General features: G+C 52.4%; 20 protein-coding genes. 8 read left to right on the forward strand and 12 right to left on the reverse strand.

The window, feature by feature from the left end; all coding sequences use genetic code 11:
- Window positions 1–33 precede the first annotated feature (33 nt).
- Window positions 34–1,053, reverse strand: coding sequence for a sensor domain-containing diguanylate cyclase (locus tag ACIPDS_RS02395; protein WP_400732291.1), 1,020 nt, complete (start codon window positions 1,051–1,053; stop codon window positions 34–36).
- Window positions 1,054–1,376: 323 nt separating this feature from the next.
- On the opposite strand from ACIPDS_RS02395, the gene ACIPDS_RS02400 reads away from it, so the two are divergent.
- Together ACIPDS_RS02400 and ACIPDS_RS02405 are read left to right on the forward strand one after the other, a co-directional pair.
- Window positions 1,377–1,625, forward strand: coding sequence for a DUF333 domain-containing protein (locus ACIPDS_RS02400; protein ID WP_166514135.1), 249 nt, complete (start codon window positions 1,377–1,379; stop codon window positions 1,623–1,625).
- A gap of 60 nt (window positions 1,626–1,685) precedes the next feature.
- A complete protein-coding gene (locus ACIPDS_RS02405) occupies window positions 1,686–1,991 on the forward strand; it encodes a hypothetical protein (protein ID WP_400732294.1) in 306 nt (101 codons plus the stop codon).
- A 32-nt stretch (window positions 1,992–2,023) separates the two neighbouring features.
- Here the strand turns inward: ACIPDS_RS02405 and ACIPDS_RS02410 are convergent, their stop codons facing one another.
- The gene (locus tag ACIPDS_RS02410; RefSeq protein WP_400732295.1) at window positions 2,024–2,368 is read right to left on the reverse strand and encodes a DUF488 domain-containing protein; all 345 of its coding nucleotides are present in this window, start codon (window positions 2,366–2,368) and stop codon (window positions 2,024–2,026) included.
- A gap of 138 nt (window positions 2,369–2,506) precedes the next feature.
- Between ACIPDS_RS02410 and ACIPDS_RS02415 the strand changes: the two genes are divergently transcribed.
- Window positions 2,507–3,214, forward strand: a complete 708-nt coding sequence (locus tag ACIPDS_RS02415; protein WP_400732297.1) for a CTP synthase — start codon at window positions 2,507–2,509, stop codon at window positions 3,212–3,214.
- Between the two features lie 83 nt (window positions 3,215–3,297).
- Here the strand turns inward: ACIPDS_RS02415 and ACIPDS_RS02420 are convergent, their stop codons facing one another.
- On the reverse strand, window positions 3,298–4,479 hold the full coding sequence (locus ACIPDS_RS02420; protein WP_400732298.1) for a CynX/NimT family MFS transporter: 1,182 nt from the start codon (window positions 4,477–4,479) through the stop codon (window positions 3,298–3,300).
- A 96-nt stretch (window positions 4,480–4,575) separates the two neighbouring features.
- On the opposite strand from ACIPDS_RS02420, the gene ACIPDS_RS02425 reads away from it, so the two are divergent.
- Complete coding sequence (locus ACIPDS_RS02425) at window positions 4,576–5,370, forward strand: helix-turn-helix domain-containing protein (protein ID WP_166514489.1); 795 nt, start codon at window positions 4,576–4,578, stop codon at window positions 5,368–5,370.
- Here the strand turns inward: ACIPDS_RS02425 and ACIPDS_RS02430 are convergent.
- The 6 genes from ACIPDS_RS02430 to yeaG all read right to left on the reverse strand — a co-directional run bounded on the left by ACIPDS_RS02430 (window position 5,354) and on the right by yeaG (window position 12,616).
- On the reverse strand, window positions 5,354–5,800 hold the full coding sequence (locus ACIPDS_RS02430; RefSeq protein ID WP_400732299.1) for a DUF441 domain-containing protein: 447 nt from the start codon (window positions 5,798–5,800) through the stop codon (window positions 5,354–5,356). The two genes, ACIPDS_RS02425 and ACIPDS_RS02430, sit on opposite strands and share 17 nt — an antisense overlap.
- 279 nt (window positions 5,801–6,079) lie before the next feature.
- Window positions 6,080–6,580 (reverse strand): YbaK/prolyl-tRNA synthetase associated domain-containing protein, encoded by a 501-nt coding sequence (locus ACIPDS_RS02435; protein ID WP_400733415.1) that lies wholly within the window; start codon window positions 6,578–6,580, stop codon window positions 6,080–6,082.
- 2 nt (window positions 6,581–6,582) lie between these two features.
- Complete coding sequence (dgcJ, locus tag ACIPDS_RS02440; protein ID WP_400732301.1) at window positions 6,583–8,064, reverse strand: diguanylate cyclase DgcJ; 1,482 nt, start codon at window positions 8,062–8,064, stop codon at window positions 6,583–6,585.
- Between the two features lie 218 nt (window positions 8,065–8,282).
- Complete coding sequence (gene cho / locus ACIPDS_RS02445) at window positions 8,283–9,143, reverse strand: excinuclease Cho (RefSeq protein WP_400733418.1); 861 nt, start codon at window positions 9,141–9,143, stop codon at window positions 8,283–8,285.
- 131 nt (window positions 9,144–9,274) lie between these two features.
- The gene (locus ACIPDS_RS02450) at window positions 9,275–10,558 is read right to left on the reverse strand and encodes a YeaH/YhbH family protein (protein ID WP_400732303.1); all 1,284 of its coding nucleotides are present in this window, start codon (window positions 10,556–10,558) and stop codon (window positions 9,275–9,277) included.
- Between the two features lie 123 nt (window positions 10,559–10,681).
- Entirely contained in the window at window positions 10,682–12,616 is a 1,935-nt protein-coding gene (gene yeaG, locus ACIPDS_RS02455; RefSeq protein WP_166514127.1) for a protein kinase YeaG, read from the reverse strand.
- A gap of 437 nt (window positions 12,617–13,053) precedes the next feature.
- Between yeaG and ACIPDS_RS02460 the strand changes: the two genes are divergently transcribed.
- The gene (locus tag ACIPDS_RS02460) at window positions 13,054–13,800 is read left to right on the forward strand and encodes a MipA/OmpV family protein (RefSeq protein WP_400732305.1); all 747 of its coding nucleotides are present in this window, start codon (window positions 13,054–13,056) and stop codon (window positions 13,798–13,800) included.
- 170 nt (window positions 13,801–13,970) lie between these two features.
- On the forward strand, window positions 13,971–14,822 hold the full coding sequence (locus ACIPDS_RS02465; RefSeq protein ID WP_400732307.1) for an aldo/keto reductase: 852 nt from the start codon (window positions 13,971–13,973) through the stop codon (window positions 14,820–14,822).
- Between the two features lie 54 nt (window positions 14,823–14,876).
- On the opposite strand, the gene ACIPDS_RS02470 is transcribed toward ACIPDS_RS02465, so the two are convergent.
- Window positions 14,877–15,761 (reverse strand): D-hexose-6-phosphate mutarotase, encoded by an 885-nt coding sequence (locus ACIPDS_RS02470; protein WP_400732308.1) that lies wholly within the window; start codon window positions 15,759–15,761, stop codon window positions 14,877–14,879.
- 82 nt (window positions 15,762–15,843) lie between these two features.
- Entirely contained in the window at window positions 15,844–16,839 is a 996-nt protein-coding gene (gapA, locus tag ACIPDS_RS02475) for a glyceraldehyde-3-phosphate dehydrogenase (protein ID WP_166514123.1), read from the reverse strand.
- Between the two features lie 339 nt (window positions 16,840–17,178).
- Between gapA and msrB the strand changes: the two genes are divergently transcribed.
- Both msrB and ACIPDS_RS02485 read left to right on the forward strand, forming a co-directional pair.
- A complete protein-coding gene (gene msrB, locus ACIPDS_RS02480) occupies window positions 17,179–17,592 on the forward strand; it encodes a peptide-methionine (R)-S-oxide reductase MsrB (RefSeq protein WP_166514122.1) in 414 nt (137 codons plus the stop codon).
- Window positions 17,593–17,635: 43 nt separating this feature from the next.
- Complete coding sequence (locus ACIPDS_RS02485) at window positions 17,636–17,914, forward strand: YeaC family protein (protein ID WP_400732309.1); 279 nt, start codon at window positions 17,636–17,638, stop codon at window positions 17,912–17,914.
- Here the strand turns inward: ACIPDS_RS02485 and ACIPDS_RS02490 are convergent.
- The gene (locus tag ACIPDS_RS02490; protein ID WP_400732310.1) at window positions 17,911–19,839 is read right to left on the reverse strand and encodes an aliphatic sulfonate ABC transporter substrate-binding protein; all 1,929 of its coding nucleotides are present in this window, start codon (window positions 19,837–19,839) and stop codon (window positions 17,911–17,913) included. The two genes, ACIPDS_RS02485 and ACIPDS_RS02490, sit on opposite strands and share 4 nt — an antisense overlap.
- Window positions 19,840–20,035 lie beyond the last annotated feature (196 nt).

Below are 20,035 nucleotides of genomic sequence, written 5' to 3' on the forward strand. Positions count from 1 at the left end.
TGTTATCAATAGACAGCGCGTATAATACTGTAATTACCCCATGCGCTGGGCGCTAATTTCCAGGCGATGACGAAATTTTTTGTCCTCATACATCTCGCTATCGGCAGCACGCAGGGCCGCGTCTGGGTTCATTACATTCGGATCCACTACCACCGTACCAATACTGGCGCCAGGGTAATGAATCATCGTGTCGCCTAGCAGATAATCGCCAATCAGGAGCTGGCGCAATGTATTGGTAAACTGCTCAAGTTGTTCCGCCGTACGCGACAGCGTTGCGACCATAAATTCATCCCCCCCCAATCGCCCCAGCTGGTCGTCTGCGGAAATGCCCGATCTCAACCGCTGACCAACCTGCTGTAAAAACGCATCACCCGCCTGATGCCCATAGCAGTCGTTAATCATCTTAAACTTATCGAGATCGATAAAAGCAAGCAGCACCGAATGATTTAAATGGCGTGCCAGTGAGAACAAGACTTCCAGGTTTTCAAATACGGCGCGGCGGTTAGGAAGGCCGGTGAGCGCATCGGTGTAGGAGTGATAGATAAGCGCAGCGTTAGCTTCCTGCAATTGTGCAACCAGCGACTCTTTTTCAATATAACGCGCGATGATACTCGCAAACAGAGCGAGCACATGTTCACTGTTAAAACTGAGCGGTTTTTGCTCGGTGCTAGTGGCACATAGCGTTCCATACAATGAACCATCGGTCAGATGTATTGGTGTGGTCAGGAAGGTGGTGATCCCCAGGGCTTTTGCCGCATCACAATCCCCCCACTGCTCGGGAACGTGATCGGTATAGAAGCAGCCATCATCCAGCGCGCGCTTGCACAGCGAATCGTTCCACGGTACGGATAAATTTTCAGGGATTGTCATCTCACCGCTGTTGCGTGAATAAATAATGTGCTGCAACTGGGCGTCAGTATCAATTTTTGTCAGATAGGTTGATTCCATACTGGTAACCAATCCAAGCATCTCAAGCAGTTGCCGAACGAGGCCTTCGAGCGACTGTTCGGTGGCAAGTGTTTGCGACACGCGTGCAAGAATGATATCTGACATGAAAACAAAGGCCCCTCAACGATGATGTGTTTGATAGTGTATGATCCTAAACAAAACTGGATTAACTAAATTTTATACATTATGTATCGATAAGGTAAGCGCAATGTTGCTTAAAAGTGGCGTTTGCCTGGAGCTGTTGGTTATTACGGATAAAAAAAAGCCCCATCGGGGGCGATGGGGCAAAAATAAAACTCATTGATTATGGAATGTTCTGTTCTCTGGTCAGTTGAGAACGAGTGGTACAATACGTCGCAAAAGTGGAGCTAAATTGAAGAAATTATGGAGTTTAAAGTTAAACTCCTGTCCGAAACTTAGGAGATAAAATGCTAAATCGTTTGAGTTTACTGTTGCCACTATTCCTGCTCGGATGCGCAACCCATGCCGAACCTGAGGCGCCGAAACCGCCGCAAATCGGTATGGCCAATCCTGCTGCCGTTTACTGTCAGCAGAAGGGAGGAGAAAGCCTTCGTCAGGTCAATGCGCAGGGGGAGTCGAGCCTTTGTAAGCTACCTGACGGTGAAACTATTGAGGAGTGGGCGCTGTGGCGTCGCGATCATCCACAGAAAAAATGACAGTAAATTCTCCTTCCAGTACACTACGCCTCTAAGATAATTCTGATTAACGAGAGATGTATGTATTCGCTTAAACCGGGTGCCACCGCCATTATCATCGGTGCCCGTACTGCTGTCGGCCGCGCTAATATTGGTAAGAGCGTGGAACTGTTTGCGTTGATTAACCCAGGTGAGCGTTGTCTGAATCCGGTTAACGGCGTGATGACGGAGCTGGCTGCCGATGCGCCACGGGCGCTGTGGTTAGTGACCGGGGATGTCAGCGCGAGTGAAAACCAATACGGTTTTGCTTTTGTCCGTTCGGAGTATTTACTGCCATTAACGCCGGACGCATTGCCTGCGAAAGAACGAGCGATGCTGGTGGAATAACGCGACGGCGGATGGCGTCGCGTTAGAGTGAATTACAGTTTTTTTAGCCAGTCAGCGAGTACCCGCGCGTGGTTCTGCGTGGTATTGGTGGCGGCGTAAATTAGCGTTAGCCCGCGCTCTTGTGCAATTTTTGCCAGGCGCAGGCCCTCTTCGCGATGGTGCGAAAGCTCCTCGCGATAGTGCTGGCAAAAGGTGGCAAAGTCGATAATTTCACCGTGGTAGGCTTTGCGAAGCTCGGCTGACGGGGTGAGGTCTTTACACCATTCATCAAAGATAAGCGCCTCCTTTTTGATTCCGCGCGGCCAGAGCCGGTCAACCAGGACACGGTAACCATCATCAGGTGCTGCGTCGTCATAAACGCGTTTACACTGGATCATATCCTTCCTCCCTTTATCCTTTTTTGACCATACCATAAAGAATCGTTGGGTTCGCTATCAGGGTGTTGCTATTCGGTTCGCAGATCGCTAATGTGAGGCTCCTTATGCCGTTCTAAACGTCTGTACATAAGGACTTCCATGGAAAACGCAGCAGTGACTCCCTCTCTTCGTATCGCTCTGGTGGGCGACTATAATGCCGATGTGATTGCGCATCAGGCGATTCCTTTGGCTATTGATGACGCGGCAGCGGTACTGGATCTAGCCGTTGAGTACCATTGGTTACCCACGCAAAATATTAAAAGCGCTGAGGATTTCGCCGACTATCACGCTATCTGGCTAGTGCCTGCCAGCCCGTACCAGAATACGCAAGGCGCGCTGATGGCGGTGCGATATGCTCGCGAAAATAGCGTGCCGTTCCTGGGCACCTGTGGCGGTTTCCAGCACGCGATTCTGGAGTACGCACGCAATGTGATGGGTTGGCAAGACGCTGCACACGCTGAAACAGACAGCGAAGGGCGCATGGTGATTGCGCCGCTGACCTGCTCGCTGGTGGAAAAAAGCGACACCGTCGAACTGCGCGCGAATACCCTGATCGCACGCGCATACGGGCGCGACAGTATTGAAGAGGGTTATCACTGCAACTACGGGATATCCCCTGAATTTGCCGCCGAACTGGATGTTCAACCGCTGCGGGTGACCGGGTGGGATGACAATGGTGATATTCGGGCCGTCGAGTTGGTGACGCATCCCTTCTTTGTGGCGACGCTGTTCCAGCATGAACGCCATGCGCTTGCCGGTCGTCCAGCACCGTTAGTTCAGGCTTTCCTGCACGCTGCTGCCCAGTAATCGAAAAATGCCCGGCTGGTATGCCGGGCATTTTTTCGAGGATAACCCCGCGTCGGTGCCGTCGCACTGCGTCAGGGTTGTCGTTAACGCGGCATCTCTCTATCGCGTCCCGCTAATCCGCCAAAGACCGCCATCGCCAGAGCAATCACCGCAACGCAAATCAGCGAGATGTGCCACGCGCCGCTGGCATCGTGTATTTTGCCCATCAGCGGTGGCCCACATGCGGCCAGTAAATACCCCACGGCTTGCGCCATACCTGAAAGTGCAGCGGCCTGATGAGCCGAGCTCGCGCGCAGCCCAATGAAGGTCAGGCCAAGGATCATGGTCGCACCGGAGCCAAAACCAAAGACAATCGTCCAGATCACCGCCTGTGAGGGAAATAACGTGTAGCCTAGCGCGCTGACAGCGCACATCAGTGCCGTGATAATGGCAATGCCGCGCTGATCTTTTAAACGATGTAGAATCAACGGCACCACAAAACCCGGTGCGGCGGTCGCCAATTGCAGTAAACCGTGCAGCGAGCCTGCTTGCGCTTCACTGTAGCCCTGGCTTATCAGAATGGCTGGCAACCAGCCAATAATCACATAATAAACCAGCGAATTCAGGCCTAAGAATAACGTGACTTGCCAGGCTAACGCCGAACGCCAGATACCGCGATTATGCGCCGCTCCGCTACTTGAAATCGAAGTGCCCTGTGTTGCCCGCCATTGGGGCAGCCAAAATAGCATTGCCAGCAGGGGAAAGACCATCAGCGTCAGCAATGCACCGCGCCAGCCAAAACCGTTCATCGCAATCGGCACAACCAGCGCGGAACCTAACGCGGCGGCAGCTCCCATGGTAACCGAATACGCGCCGGTAAATCTGGCTACGTGGGTCGAAAAATCACGTTTTATTAAGCCTGGTAGCAGGACGTTACCAAGCGCTATCCCGCAGCCGATGACCGCCGTACCGATAAACATCAGGGCTACGGAGGGCAGGGAGCGAATGACGATCCCGGCACAAATCAGCCCCATGGCGATAAACAAACTCCGTTCCATACCCATTCGGCGCGCAATTCCTGCCGCCAGAGGCGACACCAGCCCGAAGGCGAGTAGCGGCAAAGTGGTGAGCATCCCGGTCTGGGCGGTGGTCAAACCATAGTCGGCACGGATAGCATCGAGTAAGGGCGCGGCCCCCGTAAAGGTTACCCGTAACGTCGAGGCAATCAGCAAAATTCCAACAATCAACAATGCGCGTTGGCTGGAAGAGGAAGATAAAGAAGACATCGTTTACTCAACTCAGAAATGGGAAAACAACGATACCTGTTTTTACCCTAGTTTAAATCAAGCTAAAATGACAGATTATCGCTAAATTCGGACAATATTATGTTGGGATTAGGATTGGATGGTTATCACCCGGATAGCCAACGGGATGCCGCTGTGGCCTTTGGGATTCAGGTCATAGAAGGTGAGCAATATATTCCCGTGCATCAACATCGTAAGGGACAGCTGATTCTTGCCCTGCATGGCGCTATCACCTGCGAGGTGGAAAACGCGTTGTGGATGGTGCCACCGCAGTTTGCGGTATGGGTTCCAGGCGAAGTGCCGCACAGCAATCGGGCGACGCCACAAACGCAGCTGTGCTTTTTATTTATTGAGCCAGGCTGCGCACGAATGCCAGCGCATTGCTGCACATTAAAAATTTCTCCATTGGTGCGTGAGCTGATTCTGGCGTTAGCGCTGCGAGATGAAGCCTCACGCCAAACGCCAGAAACCCAAAGGCTTGTGCAGGTTCTGTTCGATGAGCTTCCCCAGCAGCCGGAACAGCAGCTTCAGTTGCCGGTTTCTGCGCATCCTAAAATCCGCCAGATGGTGGAGCAGATGGAACGCGAGCCTGCGAACTGGCAGACGCTCGCGCAGTGGGCAGGGCGCTTTGCGATGAGTGAACGCAACCTTGCGCGACTGGTGGTTAAGGAGACGGGCCTGAACTTCCGCCGCTGGCGGCACCAGCTGCAGCTCATCCTCGCATTGCAAATGCTGGTGCGCGGCATGAGCGTACAGCAGGTGGCGCTGTCGCTGGGCTACGACTCGACCACCGCCTTTATCACTATGTTTCGAAAGGGCTTGGGTCAGACGCCGGGGCGTTATCTGGCGTCGCTGTCTACGACTTCCCAATAAGTAACGATACAAGCCCGGCGGCAATCAGCGGCCCAACCGGGACGCCCCGGAACAATGCCACGCCGAGCACGGTACCGATGAGTAATCCCGCCACCAGCTGCGGCTGGCTTCCCATAAGAGTGACCCCACGCCCGCCCAGCCACGAAACCGCTACGCCAACGGCGATAGCGACCAGTGATTTCCAGTTGGCGAATGAATGGAGCAGCGTGGTGGCGGGCAATGTACCGCTGGCAATCGGCGCCATTACGCTAATTGTCAGGATTATAATCCCGATGCTCAGCCCCTGCTTTTCGACCCACGGGAAAAATGTGCTAAGCGGCGTGACGCGGATAATAATCAAAACCAGAATTGAAACGGCGACAGTGGTGTTGTGGCTGACAAAACCCAGGGCAGCCAATCCCAGGAGGATAATCAGGGTGGTATCGAGCATAGAGAGGTGTTCCTTGCCAAAAATAAAAAAAGACAATATTGCTGGTTTGAACGCTATCACGGCCCGGAGCGCAGTGCTCATTATGGCAGCGTGCTTCAATCCGTTTACTGTACGCAAGAAGCGCACAGTAAACAGGTCTTTTTCAACTTTCGCCGTGGATTTCAGGCATTTGACTAATTATTTGAGGCATTTCGTGATTAACGGGCAGCGCTTGCGAAAAAACAGTGGAATCGTCTCCGGGCGGCAACATTATATGACGTGAGTAAGGGGGACCGAAGATTAGCTCTCACGGTGGAAGGCGATAAGCTCTGGCTTTGCAATACGCAGGTAGTCTTGCGTATTCAGGATCACTGATTTATCCAGACTGCCGGCGTTAAAGGCTATCTCGTCAAAACGCTCGAACAGCAGAGGGTCTGCAACCAGACGCAGCGCGTGGTGGAAGCTAAAGGGGGGGATTGCGCCAAAGACGCAGGCGGTGAGCGCGTCAACCTCCGCCGGGCTTGCCAGCGAAGCTTTTACTCCTCCAATCAACTGCGCCAGTTTGCCAAGATCCGCCTGCCGGTCGGCGGGCAGAATGGCGAGCACGTGCTGATTCATGCCGTTGCCTTTCACCTTACACACCAACGCTTTAGCGCCCTGTCCCAGCGCAGTACCGCGAATCTCGGAAACGGCTTCGCATTTACCAACCGCCTCGTGTTCAATGACGCGATAGCGTGCAAGCTCTGCATCGAGTAACGCCAACAGGCGTTGATGAATGTCAGCGGTTATCGGTTCAATCATCATTATCTTCGGCTACCTCTTCGTCTTTTATCCTGATACAGGCGTTCGTCGGCGATTTTCATCGCGCTATCAAGCGTGTCACCGGCCTGCATTTTATAAGCTCCCCATGAAAAGCTCACGCGTTTATGGGTATCGGTGAGACTGAGATAGGCCTGGATCCGCTCGATAATGACGCCCGCTTCCGCTTCTTCATAGTCGACAAGAATAATCGAGAACTCGTCTCCCCCAAGCCTCACTCCGTAATCGCTTTTACGAATGGAAGCGGAGATAGCGTCAGCCAGTAATACAATTGCCCGGTCACCCTCATTGTGGCCCCAGGTATCGTTAATGTACTTGAGTTTATCGCAATCTATCGCAATCACGACAATCCCGGCACCTTGCTCCGTCAGGCGCTGAAGGCGCATGTTCTGCACCTCTGAGAGGATTTTACGGTTATACAGCCCGGTGAGAGAATCACTGATGTTATCCTGGCTAACGGTGCGGTACATCCGAAAATGGGTACGCACTAATTGCAGTAGGGCAACGGTGGTGGCCAGATAAAACAGGAACAACTTCCATGAACTCAGCAGGAAGTACATCACGTCAAGTGACACCTCAACATGCATGTTTTCGGCCATCGGGCGACGGTAATGGACGTACTTGAAAAGATGCGCGGCGCTGCGATGAACGTCGATACGCGCATTATTATCTGAGTCAGTAAATGAGATATCGAGATAACGCCAGACCAGCGGTCGATCGCGGGTAATGAAAATGTCACGTAAATCCTGATGGAAAAGATCGACCATGACAATTCCCTTAAGCTGCTCATGATGATAGATCGGGGTCAGGAATGTTAAGATATTCTTATGGGTGAAAGTGTCAGTATAAATACTCGACACCACCGTACGGCCGAGAAATAAATTTTCCAGACTACCAGGAGAAATACCCAGGCGTTTGCCGTAGAGAAAATTCCAGCTGGTTAATGTTGGGTCGGTAATAACAACGCGAGAATTAAAGTAAATATATTGATTCTCTAAATCAATATAATAGCGAAAGCGCTGATTATTTTTCGGCTCATCGGGAAGAATAGGTTTCCAGATATTATTACTGGCAATCGCGGTATCAAACGCTTCCAGTGTTGGAAGGTCGTTAACCCATTGTGTACAAGGTGTTCTGTTAACGGTAAGCGAGCCCTGAAGCCCAGGGTAAGACATCCCGTCGATATTGAGTCCACTCACCTCTCCGCGGTGTTGTAAGCTGGCACACGCCCGCGCAGCGGTATCAGCCGACGGCTTTTCATCCTCATATCGTGATATTTGCGATATAATCAGCTGGTTCTCATATTTCTCATACAAAAAGGCCGACTCACCTTTATCGATGATATAACGCATGTAATCCGACATATCCTGATGGCTGACCACCAGTTCATATATCAGAAAAGATGAGGTGAGGATAACGACGCCTGCGGAAATGACGAAGCGTAGTAATGTGTTTTGCATTTTCATGATGAAATTAATTATTCTTCCGTGTCAGCCGGAATTTTATCATGGAGGAGACGGTATCTCTAGCTATGTATTAGCAATAGAAATGTTTTGTAATGCACCGGCGCAAGAAGTGTTCATGAATATTGCATGAAATAGGGCTTAATAAGCAAGTAATGTTAAACCCTGGGTGTCAATATGTTGCGTTTTTGCATGGATGTTACGGATAACATTCCAGGGGATCAAAGCGTGATAATATTTGCTGAATCTGATAACAGAGGCTTACATAAGATTTTATAGCCGTCATGATCAAAGCCGGGCTGTTGCCGTGATAAAGAACCGGCGTCAGCCAGTGAACTCACCGAACCCAGCCACATCCAGTTGCGGATGATATGGTACTGCGTCAAGTCGGCGCTCTCTTCTTTCAACGCAATGGCGCCTTCCCACGGCCAACAAACGAGTTGCAGCCGCTGCAATGCGCTAATCAGTCGCTGATGATGTGCTTCCACGCTCTCTTTACCGCAACAGGCGCCCGCGCATCGATGCAGGGCCTGGCGAAAACAGCCGCGTCCTCGGGTAAGCGACTCAAGGCCAAGTAACCCGTAGCAGAGCTGATGTTCATCAGCGAGCGATTTTAAGGTTTCCAGCGCGGCGCGGCGGTTTGAGAAAAGGCCATACAGACCGGGCTGGTGGGCGAAATCAATTTCCTGCGCGTACACCACTTCCGGTTTATTATCCTTAAAAAGCAGTGAACAAAGCTGGCGGGTGCGGCGCAGGCGTTTATTAAAGAGCGGCTGGTGCTCTTTAATCATTTTCGCTTCCAGCAACAGCGCGCCCACTTCACCCGCTGTCCGCGTCCAGCTTATCCGCTTTGATTGATGGAGCATGGACGCTTCATCCGGGGTCCGCAGGTGCGACATCACGCGGCTGCGCAAATTCACGCTCTTACCGATATAAAGCGGCAGCGTTTCACTTTCACCATGAAAAACATAGACACCCGGAAGCGTCGGAATTTCCTTTAACCATTGGCGCAGGTGTTCAGGGTACGCGTAAATGGCTGAAGGGGTGAATGCAGGGCGATGAGATGGACGACCGGGCAAAATGCCTCCTGATGCTGTTTATTTAAACAGTATATAGCCATCATATGAGGTAATGGAAGGGTTAAAATGAATACAAAAGGTGTATGAAAAGAAAATCAGCCAGCAGGGGAAGTTAACTGGCTGATTTATGGTGCTTAGTCCTTAATCGCAGAACCTTGTTTGTGGAACAGCTCGCGGAACACCGGATAGATGTCCTCCTGATCGCGAATATGCTGAATGGCGAAGTTATCAAACGACGCCTGCAGATGTTCGTACTCGCGCCATAAGGTCTGATGCGCCCGGCGGGTAATTTCGATATAGCTGTAGTAACGCACCACCGGCAGGATTTTTTTCGCCAGAATTTCGTGACACAGCGGCGAGTCGTCCGCCCAGTTATCTCCATCCGAAGCCTGGGCCGCATAGATATTCCACTGCGACGGATCGTAGCGCTCTTTCACCACCTCATCCATCAGTTTGAGGGCGCTGGAGACAATCGTGCCGCCCGTTTCCTGCGAGTAAAAGAACTCATGTTCATCAACTTCTTTGGCCTGCGTATGGTGGCGGATATACACCACCTCGACGTTTTTATAGGTTCGGCTCAGGAACAAATAGAGCAGAATATAAAAGCGTTTAGCCATGTCTTTGGTGGATTGATCCATCGACCCTGAAACGTCCATCAGGCAGAACATCACCGCCTGACTTGAAGGTTCCGCACGCTTCTCATAGTTTCTAAAGCGCAGATCGAAGGTATCGATAAACGGTACGCGATCGATTTTTGCCCGCAATTCGGCAATCTCTTTGCGTAACCGTTCTTCCTCCAGCAGCTGAACGGGCTCGCTTTTTGCCACCTCATCCAGCGTCTCTTCCAGCGCCCGCAGTTCGCGACGTTTTCCTGCCGTCATCGCCGTGCGGCGGGCGAGAGAGTTTTGTAGCGAACGCACAACGCTAATATTGGCAGGAACCCCATTGGCGGTGAAGCCCGCGCGATGCGTCTTATACTCGTTTAACTGTCGCTGCTGGTTGCGCTTAAGGTTAGGTAATGCCAGATCCTCAAACAACAGGTCCAGATACTCATCTTTGGAAATCTGAAAAACGAACTCATCCTGGCCTTCACCGTCGGCGCTGGCTTGTCCCTGTCCGCTGCCGCCACCAGCGCCGCCGCCCTGAGGGCGCTCGATACGGTCATTCTGGACAAAATGGTCGTTCCCGGGGTGCACCCGGTGACGTAATCCGCCGCGTCCCTGATGGAACATCGGTTCGCTGATATCATCCGTTGAAATCGAGACAGACTCGCCGCTGTCAACGTCGGTCACCGAGCGTTTGTTGATGGCTTCGGAGATCGACTGCTTTATTTGCGCTTTATAACGACGCAAGAAGCGCTGGCGGTTCACCGCGCTTTTATTTTTGCCGTTCAGACGCCGGTCAATGAACCAGGTCATAAGCCCCTCCTGAACTGCTTTACGCCAACTTACAGCGCCTGTAAGTGCCGGACGGGCTGACGCCAATCCGGCCTACGGGACATTATTGTCGGCCCGGTAAACATAAGGCTACCGGGCGCGATATTATGATGATTTACGCACGCGCAGATACCATTCACACAAGAGGCGCACCTGTTTACGGGTATAGCCTTTCTCCATCATCCGATCGACAAAATCGTCGTGCTTTTTCTGCTCATCGGTTGAGGTCTTCGCGTTAAACGAAATCACCGGCAGCAGCTCCTCGGTATTGGAGAACATTTTCTTCTCGATAACCGTGCGCAGCTTCTCGTAGCTTGTCCAGTTCGGGTTGCGACCGTTGTTGTGGGCGCGGGCGCGCAGCACAAAGTTGACTATCTCGTTACGGAAATCTTTCGGGTTACTGATCCCGGCAGGTTTCTCGATTTTTTCCAGCTCTGCGTTCAGGGATTCGCGGTCGAACAGCTGGCCGGTATCCGGGTCGCGATACTCCTGATCCTGAATCCAGAAGTCAGCATAGGTCACGTAACGGTCAAAAATATTCTGCCCGTACTCGGAATAGGATTCGAGGTACGCCGTCTGAATCTCTTTGCCGATAAATTCGGCGTATTTCGGGATCAGGTAGCCTTTGAGGAACTCAAGATAGCGCTCCGCTTGCTCTTGCGGGAACTGCTCACGCTCAATCTGTTGTTCCAGTACGTAGAACAAATGAACCGGGTTCGCCGCGACTTCGGCATGGTCAAAGTTAAAGACGCGAGAGAGGATTTTAAAGGCGAAACGGGTCGACAGACCGTTCATCCCTTCATCAACGCCGGCGTAATCGCGATACTCCTGGTACGATTTGGCTTTCGGATCGGTATCCTTCAGGCTTTCGCCGTCGTAGACGCGCATTTTTGAATAGACGCTGGAGTTCTCAGGCTCTTTCAGACGCGAAAGAATCGAGAAGCGGGACAGCGTTTCCAGCGTGCCCGGCGCACACGGCGCATGGGTCAGCTCACTGTTATTAAGCAGTTTTTCATAAATCTTGATCTCTTCAGAGATCCGCAGGCAGTAAGGCACTTTGACGATGTAAACACGGTCAAGGAAGGCCTCGTTGTTTTTGTTATTACGGAAAGTCACCCACTCAGATTCGTTAGAGTGCGCGAGGATAATACCGTTAAACGGCAGGGCGGAAATGCCTTCTGTACCGTTATAGTTGCCTTCCTGAGTCGCCGTGAGCAGTGGATGCAGCACCTTAATCGGCGCTTTAAACATCTCGACGAATTCCATTATCCCCTGGTTTGCACGGCACAGCGCGCCGGAATAGCCGTAGGCATCCGGGTCGTTTTGCGCAAAATGCTCCAGTTTACGAATATCGACTTTACCGACCAGCGCAGAAATATCCTGGTTGTTTTCATCACCCGGTTCCGTTTTGGCAATGGCAATCTGTTGCAGGATAGATGGCCACACTTTGACGACGCGGAATTTAGTGATGTCGCCACCAAACTCATGCAGACGTTTTGCCGCCCACGGCGACATAATCGTACCGAGATAGCGGTTAGGGACGCCGTACTCTTTTTCCAGAATTTGCGCGTCTTCCTGCGGATTAAACAAGCACAGAGGATGGTCATTGACCGGGCTGCGCTCGCCGTTGGCGCTCAGCACATAAATCGGCACGCGCTGCATCAGCACTTTCAGGCGTTCAGCAAGAGAGGATTTCCCACCGCCGACCGGGCCCAGTAAATAGAGGATTTGTTTCTTCTCTTCAAGCCCCTGGGCTGCGTGTTTCAAATAGGAAACAATCTGTTCAATGGCTTCTTCCATGCCGTAAAACTCTTCAAACGCAGGATAGCGCCCAATGACGCGGTTTGAAAAGAGACGGGAAAGCCGGGGTTCCTGCGCAGTATCAACCATTATCGGCTCGCCAATAGCCGTTAATAGCCGTTCTGCTGCGTTAGCATAGGCACTGCGATCTTGCTTACATACGGCAAGAAACTCCTGCAGTGTGAACTCTTCGTCCTTGGCAGCTTCATAGCGCTGGCGATAGTGATCGAATATATTCATGGCATGCCGTCCTTTCATTTTTTAGCACAGGTTAAGAGCCATTGGTATGAGTAGTAGGGGCTCCCGGAAGGGGTTAGCCGAACGACGCTCGCTCTCTCATCCAGCAACCCGTGTGCCAGATTGTTGGCGGATTAACGCCGTCGTGCGTGGCAATAACACCTTCTAAAAATAAGCGTAGATGGCATTTGCAAAACTTGCATGGCGATAAAATCGAATTTCAATGACATATCAACAACTCATCAATATTTACCGCTATTCATTCATTTAAACTTTTTTGCACTTTCATATAGCCGTCACGAATTTGCAAAAACAATGCCATAAGCCGCCAGGATAATGACGGGTCGTCTATTGTCATGACAGGTAAAAAATTTGTGATACGACAATGCGGCAGGTAAACTTCCGCTGCTGACACGTTGAATAAAAAGGAATTACGGATTGTGAATCGAATCAAACTTCTAACCCTAGGGGTACTGATTGCCGCTTCTGCCACGGCGGCTCAGGCGGATAACAAATTCACGCTGGGTGCGGGCGTGGGGATTGTTGAACACCCATACAAACAGTATGACCACGATGTTTATCCTGTGCCGGTTATCAGCTATGAAGGCGATAACTTCTGGTTCCATGGTTTAGGCGGCGGCTACTATTTGTGGAATGACGGCACCGATCAGCTCTCCCTGATGGGCTACTGGTCTCCGATGTACTTCAAGCCGGGCGACAGCGACAACAGCCAGCTGCGCCGACTTGATAAGCGTAAATCTACCGTGATGGCGGGCGTCTCCTGGATGCACCACACGCAGTATGGTTCTCTGCGTACCGCGCTTTCTGGCGACGTACTGGATAACAGTAACGGCATTGTCTGGGATACCGCATGGGTTTATCGCTACACCAACGGTGGTCTGACGTTGACCCCGGGTATCGGTGTGGAGTGGAACAGCGAAAACCAGAACCAGTACTATTATGGTGTCTCCCATCGTGAATCATCACACAGTGGGCTGCGCAGCTACGACCCAAGCAGCAGCTTTAGCCCGTATCTGGAAATGACCGCCAATTACCGCTTTGCCGGTAGCTGGAGCGTTTACGGTACCGCGCGTTACACCCGTCTGTCCGACGAGGTTACTGACAGCCCAATGGTCGATAAAAGCTGGACAGGTCTGCTCTCAACCGGCGTGACTTACACCTTCTAAATCGCCAGTTGTCTGGTTCCTGAAGCTCGCCCACCGGCGGGCTTTTTTTTGCCCATTAACCGTGCAGTTCTGGTTCATTGCCCAGTAACGGGGCGTGAGATTTGTGCAGTGTCACAACGTATCCGCAGTGGTTTATCCTTTACGGTAGGGGCTTTTAACAGGAGATGGCGATGACGGACAACATGATGCAATTTTGTGGCACGCAGCTACCCGCAATCGGGCAGGGAACCTGGTATATGGGCGAGAGCACCGCCAATCGACGTCAGGAAGTGGCGGCATTGAATGCCGGTATTGCGCAGGGGCTGACGCTGATTGATACCGCCGAAATGTATGCGGATGGCGGAGCAGAAGAGGTCGTGGGCGAGGCCATCCGCGGCAAGCGTGATGATGTATTTCTCGTGTCTAAGGTTTATCCCTGGAATGCTGGTGGAAAGAAATTAGCCGCAGCCTGTGAGGCCAGTCTGCGCCGTTTGGGGACAGACACGATTGACCTCTATCTGCTGCACTGGCGCGGTGGCTTTGAGCTGGCAGAGACGGTGGAGGGGATGCAGACACTGATAGCTCAGGGCAAAATACGTCATTGGGGCGTCTCTAATCTTGATCTTGCGGATATGCATGAACTCATGAAGATTGACGGCGGTGCAGGGTGCGCCGCAAACCAGGTGCTGTACCATCTGGCCTCGCGCGGAATTGAGTATGACCTGCTGCCGTGGTGTCAGTCTCATAAGATACCAGTAATGGCCTACTGTCCGTTGGCTCAGGCTGGACGTTTACGCCGTGGTTTACTGGCGGATCAAACGGTGCAGGATATCGCCAGCGCCCACCGGGCCACGGCGGCGCAGATCCTATTGGCATGGGTGATTCACCATCAAGGGGTGATGGCCATTCCAAAAGCGGCGACGGTGGCGCATGTTGAGGAGAATGCGGCGGCGCTGAACATTGCCTTAACGGCAGAGGATGTGTCCCGGCTCGACAACGCGTTTCCGGCCCCGGGCAGAAAAGTGGCGCTGGATGTGGTGTAGTGCTGATTCAGAGCCGGATGGTGGCGTAAACCGCCATCCGGCAAGGCATCAAACTTAGCGTTTGACGACTTTAATGGTCTGCGCCAGGCGGGCTGGTTTTTCTTCTGTCGCTTTCTGCGTAGCGCTTGCGCAAGCTGTTTCTACGCAAACAAATGTTTTGTAACCATCATCAGGCATATCGCCCATGCTGACGGATAACGCCGGGCCTGGGTTCCAGCCGACGACGTTCACGTGATGATGATGCACCACATCAATGGCACGGTTCAACGACGTATCGTGGATTACGCTGCACGCTTCTGGATTCAGATAGACGCGGTCGGTACGATCCGGGAAGGTCTGGACGCCGTCGGTCAGCTCGCCAATTTCGGCATTCTGCACTTTATCGATATAACGATCGCCCAGGCCGCTGACTTTCACCGCATGGATGTCACCCACGTTGAAATAGGTGTGCAGCGCGGTAGTGGTTTCAAATTCACCGTGCGCTTCCAGCTCCATTTCACAGGTTTTACCGAGTTTAAAGCGCGCCAACAGGCTGAACTCATGCGGCCAGTATTGACGAGTGGCCTCGCTGCTTTTCAGCTCGAAGGTCAGGGTGACGCCGTTATCGTCTTCATTATGGGCTTTCAGCTCCCACGGCAGATTACGGGCAAAACCGTGCGCCGGGAAACCTTCCGTTGCCGCCGGGCCAAACCACGGCCAGCAGATCGGTACACCACCGCGCAGGGCGACACCGTTTTTAAACGGCGTGTTGTCGCTCAGCCACAGTACTTCTTCTTCACCCGCGGGTTTCCAGGAGAGCAGGTGTGCGCCCTGGAAAGCGACGGACGCTTTGACTTTGGGATGATCGACAACAATAAGCGCCAGCTCATCAAGCTGGCGACGAGAGAGGACAGGGGTAAGCTGTTCAAGAACCGGGAGAGCGAAAATTTTGTTAATCATGATGCAATCCTTGGTGTTTAAATTTTTGGACATAAAAAAAGGCGACCGAAGTCGCCTTTTTGGATCAGATTCTCATCTCAACTTATTTAGAGATGTGAGCGATCAGGTCCAGAACTTTGTGAGAGTAGCCAGTTTCGTTGTCGTACCAGGAAACCAGTTTCACGAAGTTGTCGTTCAGTGCGATACCAGCTTTAGCATCGAACACGGAAGTGCAAACTTCACCGTTGAAATCGGTAGATACAACGTCGTCTTCGGTGTAACCCAGAACGCCTTTCATTGCGCCTTCGGAAGCAGCTTTCAGTGCTTTCTTAATTTCTTCATAAGAAGCAGCTTTTTCCAGACGAACGGTCAGGTCAACAACAGATACGTTAGGAGTTGGAACGCGGAACGCCATACCAGTCAGTTTGCCATTCAGTTCTGGCAGTACTTTACCTACTGCTTTAGCAGCACCGGTAGAAGATGGGATGATGTTCTGGGATGCGCCACGACCGCCACGCCAGTCTTTGTGAGACGGGCCATCAACGGTTTTCTGAGTTGCGGTGGTCGCGTGAACGGTGGTCATCAGACCTTCGACGATGCCGAAGTTGTCGTTGATAACTTTAGCCAGCGGTGCCAGGCAGTTGGTGGTGCAAGATGCGTTAGAAACGATGTCCTGACCTTCGTATTTGTCAAAGTTAGCGCCTTTAACAAACATAGGGGTGTTGTCTTTAGAAGGACCAGTCAGAACAACTTTTTTCGCACCAGCAGTGATGTGCTTACGAGCAGTTTCGTCAGTCAGGAACAGACCAGTTGCTTCAGCAACAACGTCAACGCCGACTTCGTCCCACTTCAGGTTAGCTGGGTCACGCTCAGCGGTAACACGGATTTTTTTACCGTTAACGACCAGATGACCGTCTTTCACTTCAACGGTACCGTTGAAACGGCCGTGAGTGGAGTCATATTTCAGCATGTAAGCCATGTAGTCTGCGTCTAACAGATCGTTGATTGCAACGATCTCGATGTCAGAACGTTCCTGAGCAGCACGGAAAACAATGCGACCGATACGGCCAAAACCGTTGATACCTACTTTGATAGTCATATATTCCACCAGCTATTTGTTAGTGAATAAAAGGTTGCCTGTAAAATTACAAAAACCTTACGCAGCGTCAAGCGGAATCGTGTCAATCATTGCGACAAATCAATCCTCTGCCTAAGCTTTGCACGACTGACCTGCCTCACTCTTCCTATGAGCTTGAAACCACATGAGGGCGGCGCCGGGGATTTTAAAGGGCTCGAGAGATAAAAATGTGATTTGAGTCACAATTAACCGGCTGCCTTTTTACGCCGATTAAGTTTAGAACAAAAGTTCAGGTTTCATTGTTAATGTTTTGTTAGAATCCTCTGGTAATTGTATTTTTCATAGTGAGATGTGAGCAAAATGGCCAACAAACCCACCCCAGATGATCTGAAAAATACCCTGAGTGAAATGCAGTTCTATGTCACGCAGAAACATGGCACGGAACCCCCATTCACCGGGCGTTTGCTGCATAACAAGCGTGATGGCATTTACCACTGTCTGGTGTGTGATGCGCCGCTTTTTCATTCCCAGAGTAAATTTGATTCCGGCTGCGGCTGGCCGAGCTTTTTCGAGCCAGTAAGCGACACCGCCATCCGTTATCTCAACGATTACTCCCACGGTATGCAACGTACTGAGATTCGGTGCGGAAATTGCGATGCTCACCTGGGACACGTTTTCCCTGACGGCCCACAGCCTACCGGCGAACGTTTTTGCGTCAATTCCGCCTCGCTAAACTTCACGGATGACGAGAACGGCACCTCGATCAAGGGTTGAAAAAACGATTCAGCAAATTATTCCTCAACAGAAGGAGCTGGGCATGAGTATTGAGCAAATGATCGACACGATGACGCCGGAAATTTACCAGCGTCTGGCCACCGCCGTTGAACTGGGAAAATGGCCCGATGGTGTCGCCTTGACCGCCGAGCAGAAAGAAAACTGCCTGCAACTGGTGATGCTTTGGCAGTCGCGCAATAACAATGACGCGCAGCACATGACTATCGACACCCGCGGGGAGATGGTGATGAAAAGCAAACAACAACTTAAAGAGGACTTCGGTATTTCACCGAAGCCGATTGCGACATTCAAACAGCACTAAGCGGCGGCCCACGGTTCGATTAACCGCTCCCGGGCGTACCAGATTGCCTCTCTGACCGCGACGGGCCTGTTTAACAGGCCCAGCGCGTAGAAGCGGTCGGCGATGGTTTGTTGCGCCCGTACCGCCTGCATATCCATCTCCCGGGTCTGATGGCTTCGGCGCGCCAGCGCACAGGCCAGTGAACCGACATCTAACCCCAGTTCGCTCGCCAGTAACTGAGCTGCTTCCTGACGATGACGGTCGATAAACTTGCCCGTTTTCACCAGCGCCGCCACAATCCCGACGATAACTTCTTCATTTTGCAGCGCATACTGACGGCGGGTAATGTAAAACTGATGGTTATTGACCCGGCCTTCGCCGCTGGCGAGCACCCTTAGCGTTCCACTGCGTTCGGCGGCGCTTAACACCGGATCCCACATCATCCAGGCGTCGGCCGCCAGATAGTCACTGGCGGTTAACGGATATTTTGGCGGCGCATACACCACCTTCACATCGTCAAGCCCCAGCCCGGCTTCTTCCAGAATTTGCACTAAAAGCCAGTGAACGTTTGATCCTTTGTTCAGTGCAATTCGCTTACCGCGCAGCTGTTCTGGAGTACGAATATCACTGGCATTCGGCACCACCATCGCCACGCTACGCGGAGCAGGTGGCTCCCAGGCGACGTACAGCAGCGCATTATCTTTAGCCTGAGCAAAAATCGGCGGCGCTTCGCCGGTGGTGCCAAAATCAATTTCGTCATTGCTCAACGCCTGAAGAAGCTGTGGGCCCGCCGGATACTCGCTCCACAATACGTTCACTCCCAGCGCCTCGAAGGATTGTTCCAGCAGCTGACGCGCTTTCAGCACGCCCAGATTACCAAAGCGCTGATAGCCAATTCGCAGTTCCCGCTCGCGGGGAATGGGCAGCGCCGTTTCGCCGGATTTCCGCCGTTGCTTAATAACCCCCAGATGCGCAAGCTGCGTCCGCAGGGTATGACGGCTTATTCCCAGTAAAGAGGCGGCCTGACTTTGATTGTTATTACTCTCGCTCATGGCGGTATGGATCATGGTGTGCAGTAGGCGGTCGTAGAGGGCACCGTTATGGATAGCCATCTGGCGGCGCATAAAGTTTGCGAGTTCGTCGCCCTCATCAGCCTGCGGCGTGGGCGCTATGGCAGCAGAGGTGAAGCGCAGATGCTCGGGTCTTAGCTCGTCGTCAGGATGAAGTAGCACGGCGTTGTGCAACGTGTTCTCCAGCTCGCGGATATTGCCCGGCCACGAATAGTCAATGAGCCGTTCCACCGCCTGCGGGCTGAGCTGCTGGGCAGGACGGCCCAGACGCGCGGCATACAACTGGATAAAATGCTGGGCCAGTACGGGGATATCCTGCTTACGTTGACGCAGCGGCGGCAAGGTGACCGCGGCAATATTGAGGCGATAGAAGAGATCTTCACGAAAGCGGCGCGCCTGAATGGCCTGTGCCAGATCGACGTGCGTCGCAGCAATCACACGGACATTGATGCCGATAGGCTTGTGGGAACCGACGCGGGTGATTTCGCGTTCCTGAAGCACGCGCAGCAGCTTGACCTGCAACGCCAGGCTCAGCTCACCAATCTCGTCTAGCAACAGCGTCCCGCCGTCTGCTGCCTCAAACCATCCCTGATGCGTATGCGTGGCTCCGCTGAACGCGCCTTTTTCATGACCGAAAAGCTCCGACTCCGCCAGTGATTCGGTTAATGCTCCGCAGTTCACCGCCAGAAAAGGCGCGTGGGAGCGCTTGCTGTAACGGTGCAGATAGCGTGCAACGACCTCTTTGCCGGTGCCGGTTTCTCCGATGATAAGTACCGTCGCGTCGGTAGGAGCAAGGCGATCCAGCACCTTTTGAAAGGCCTGTGAGGCGGGGTCAACCAGCGCCGGGCCGGTTGTGGTGAGTTCTGTGTTGAGCATCAAACGTCTCCAGCTAATTTCTTTCTCGACGGTATCTTTTGCCGTGGTGATTTGCCAGAGGGGGAAAGCGGCGGGTTGTTGCCATTGCGGCAGTTTTCGGCGTCAGCATGTTGCGTTTGCAACAGCACTTACAGATGCGATGAATTATTAACTCACTGAAAAATAGATATATTTTAGCTTCTAAAAACTGGCACGT

Source organism: Kluyvera sp. NPDC087067 (assembly GCF_044745165.1).
Classification (GTDB): Bacteria; Pseudomonadota; Gammaproteobacteria; order Enterobacterales; family Enterobacteriaceae; genus Kluyvera.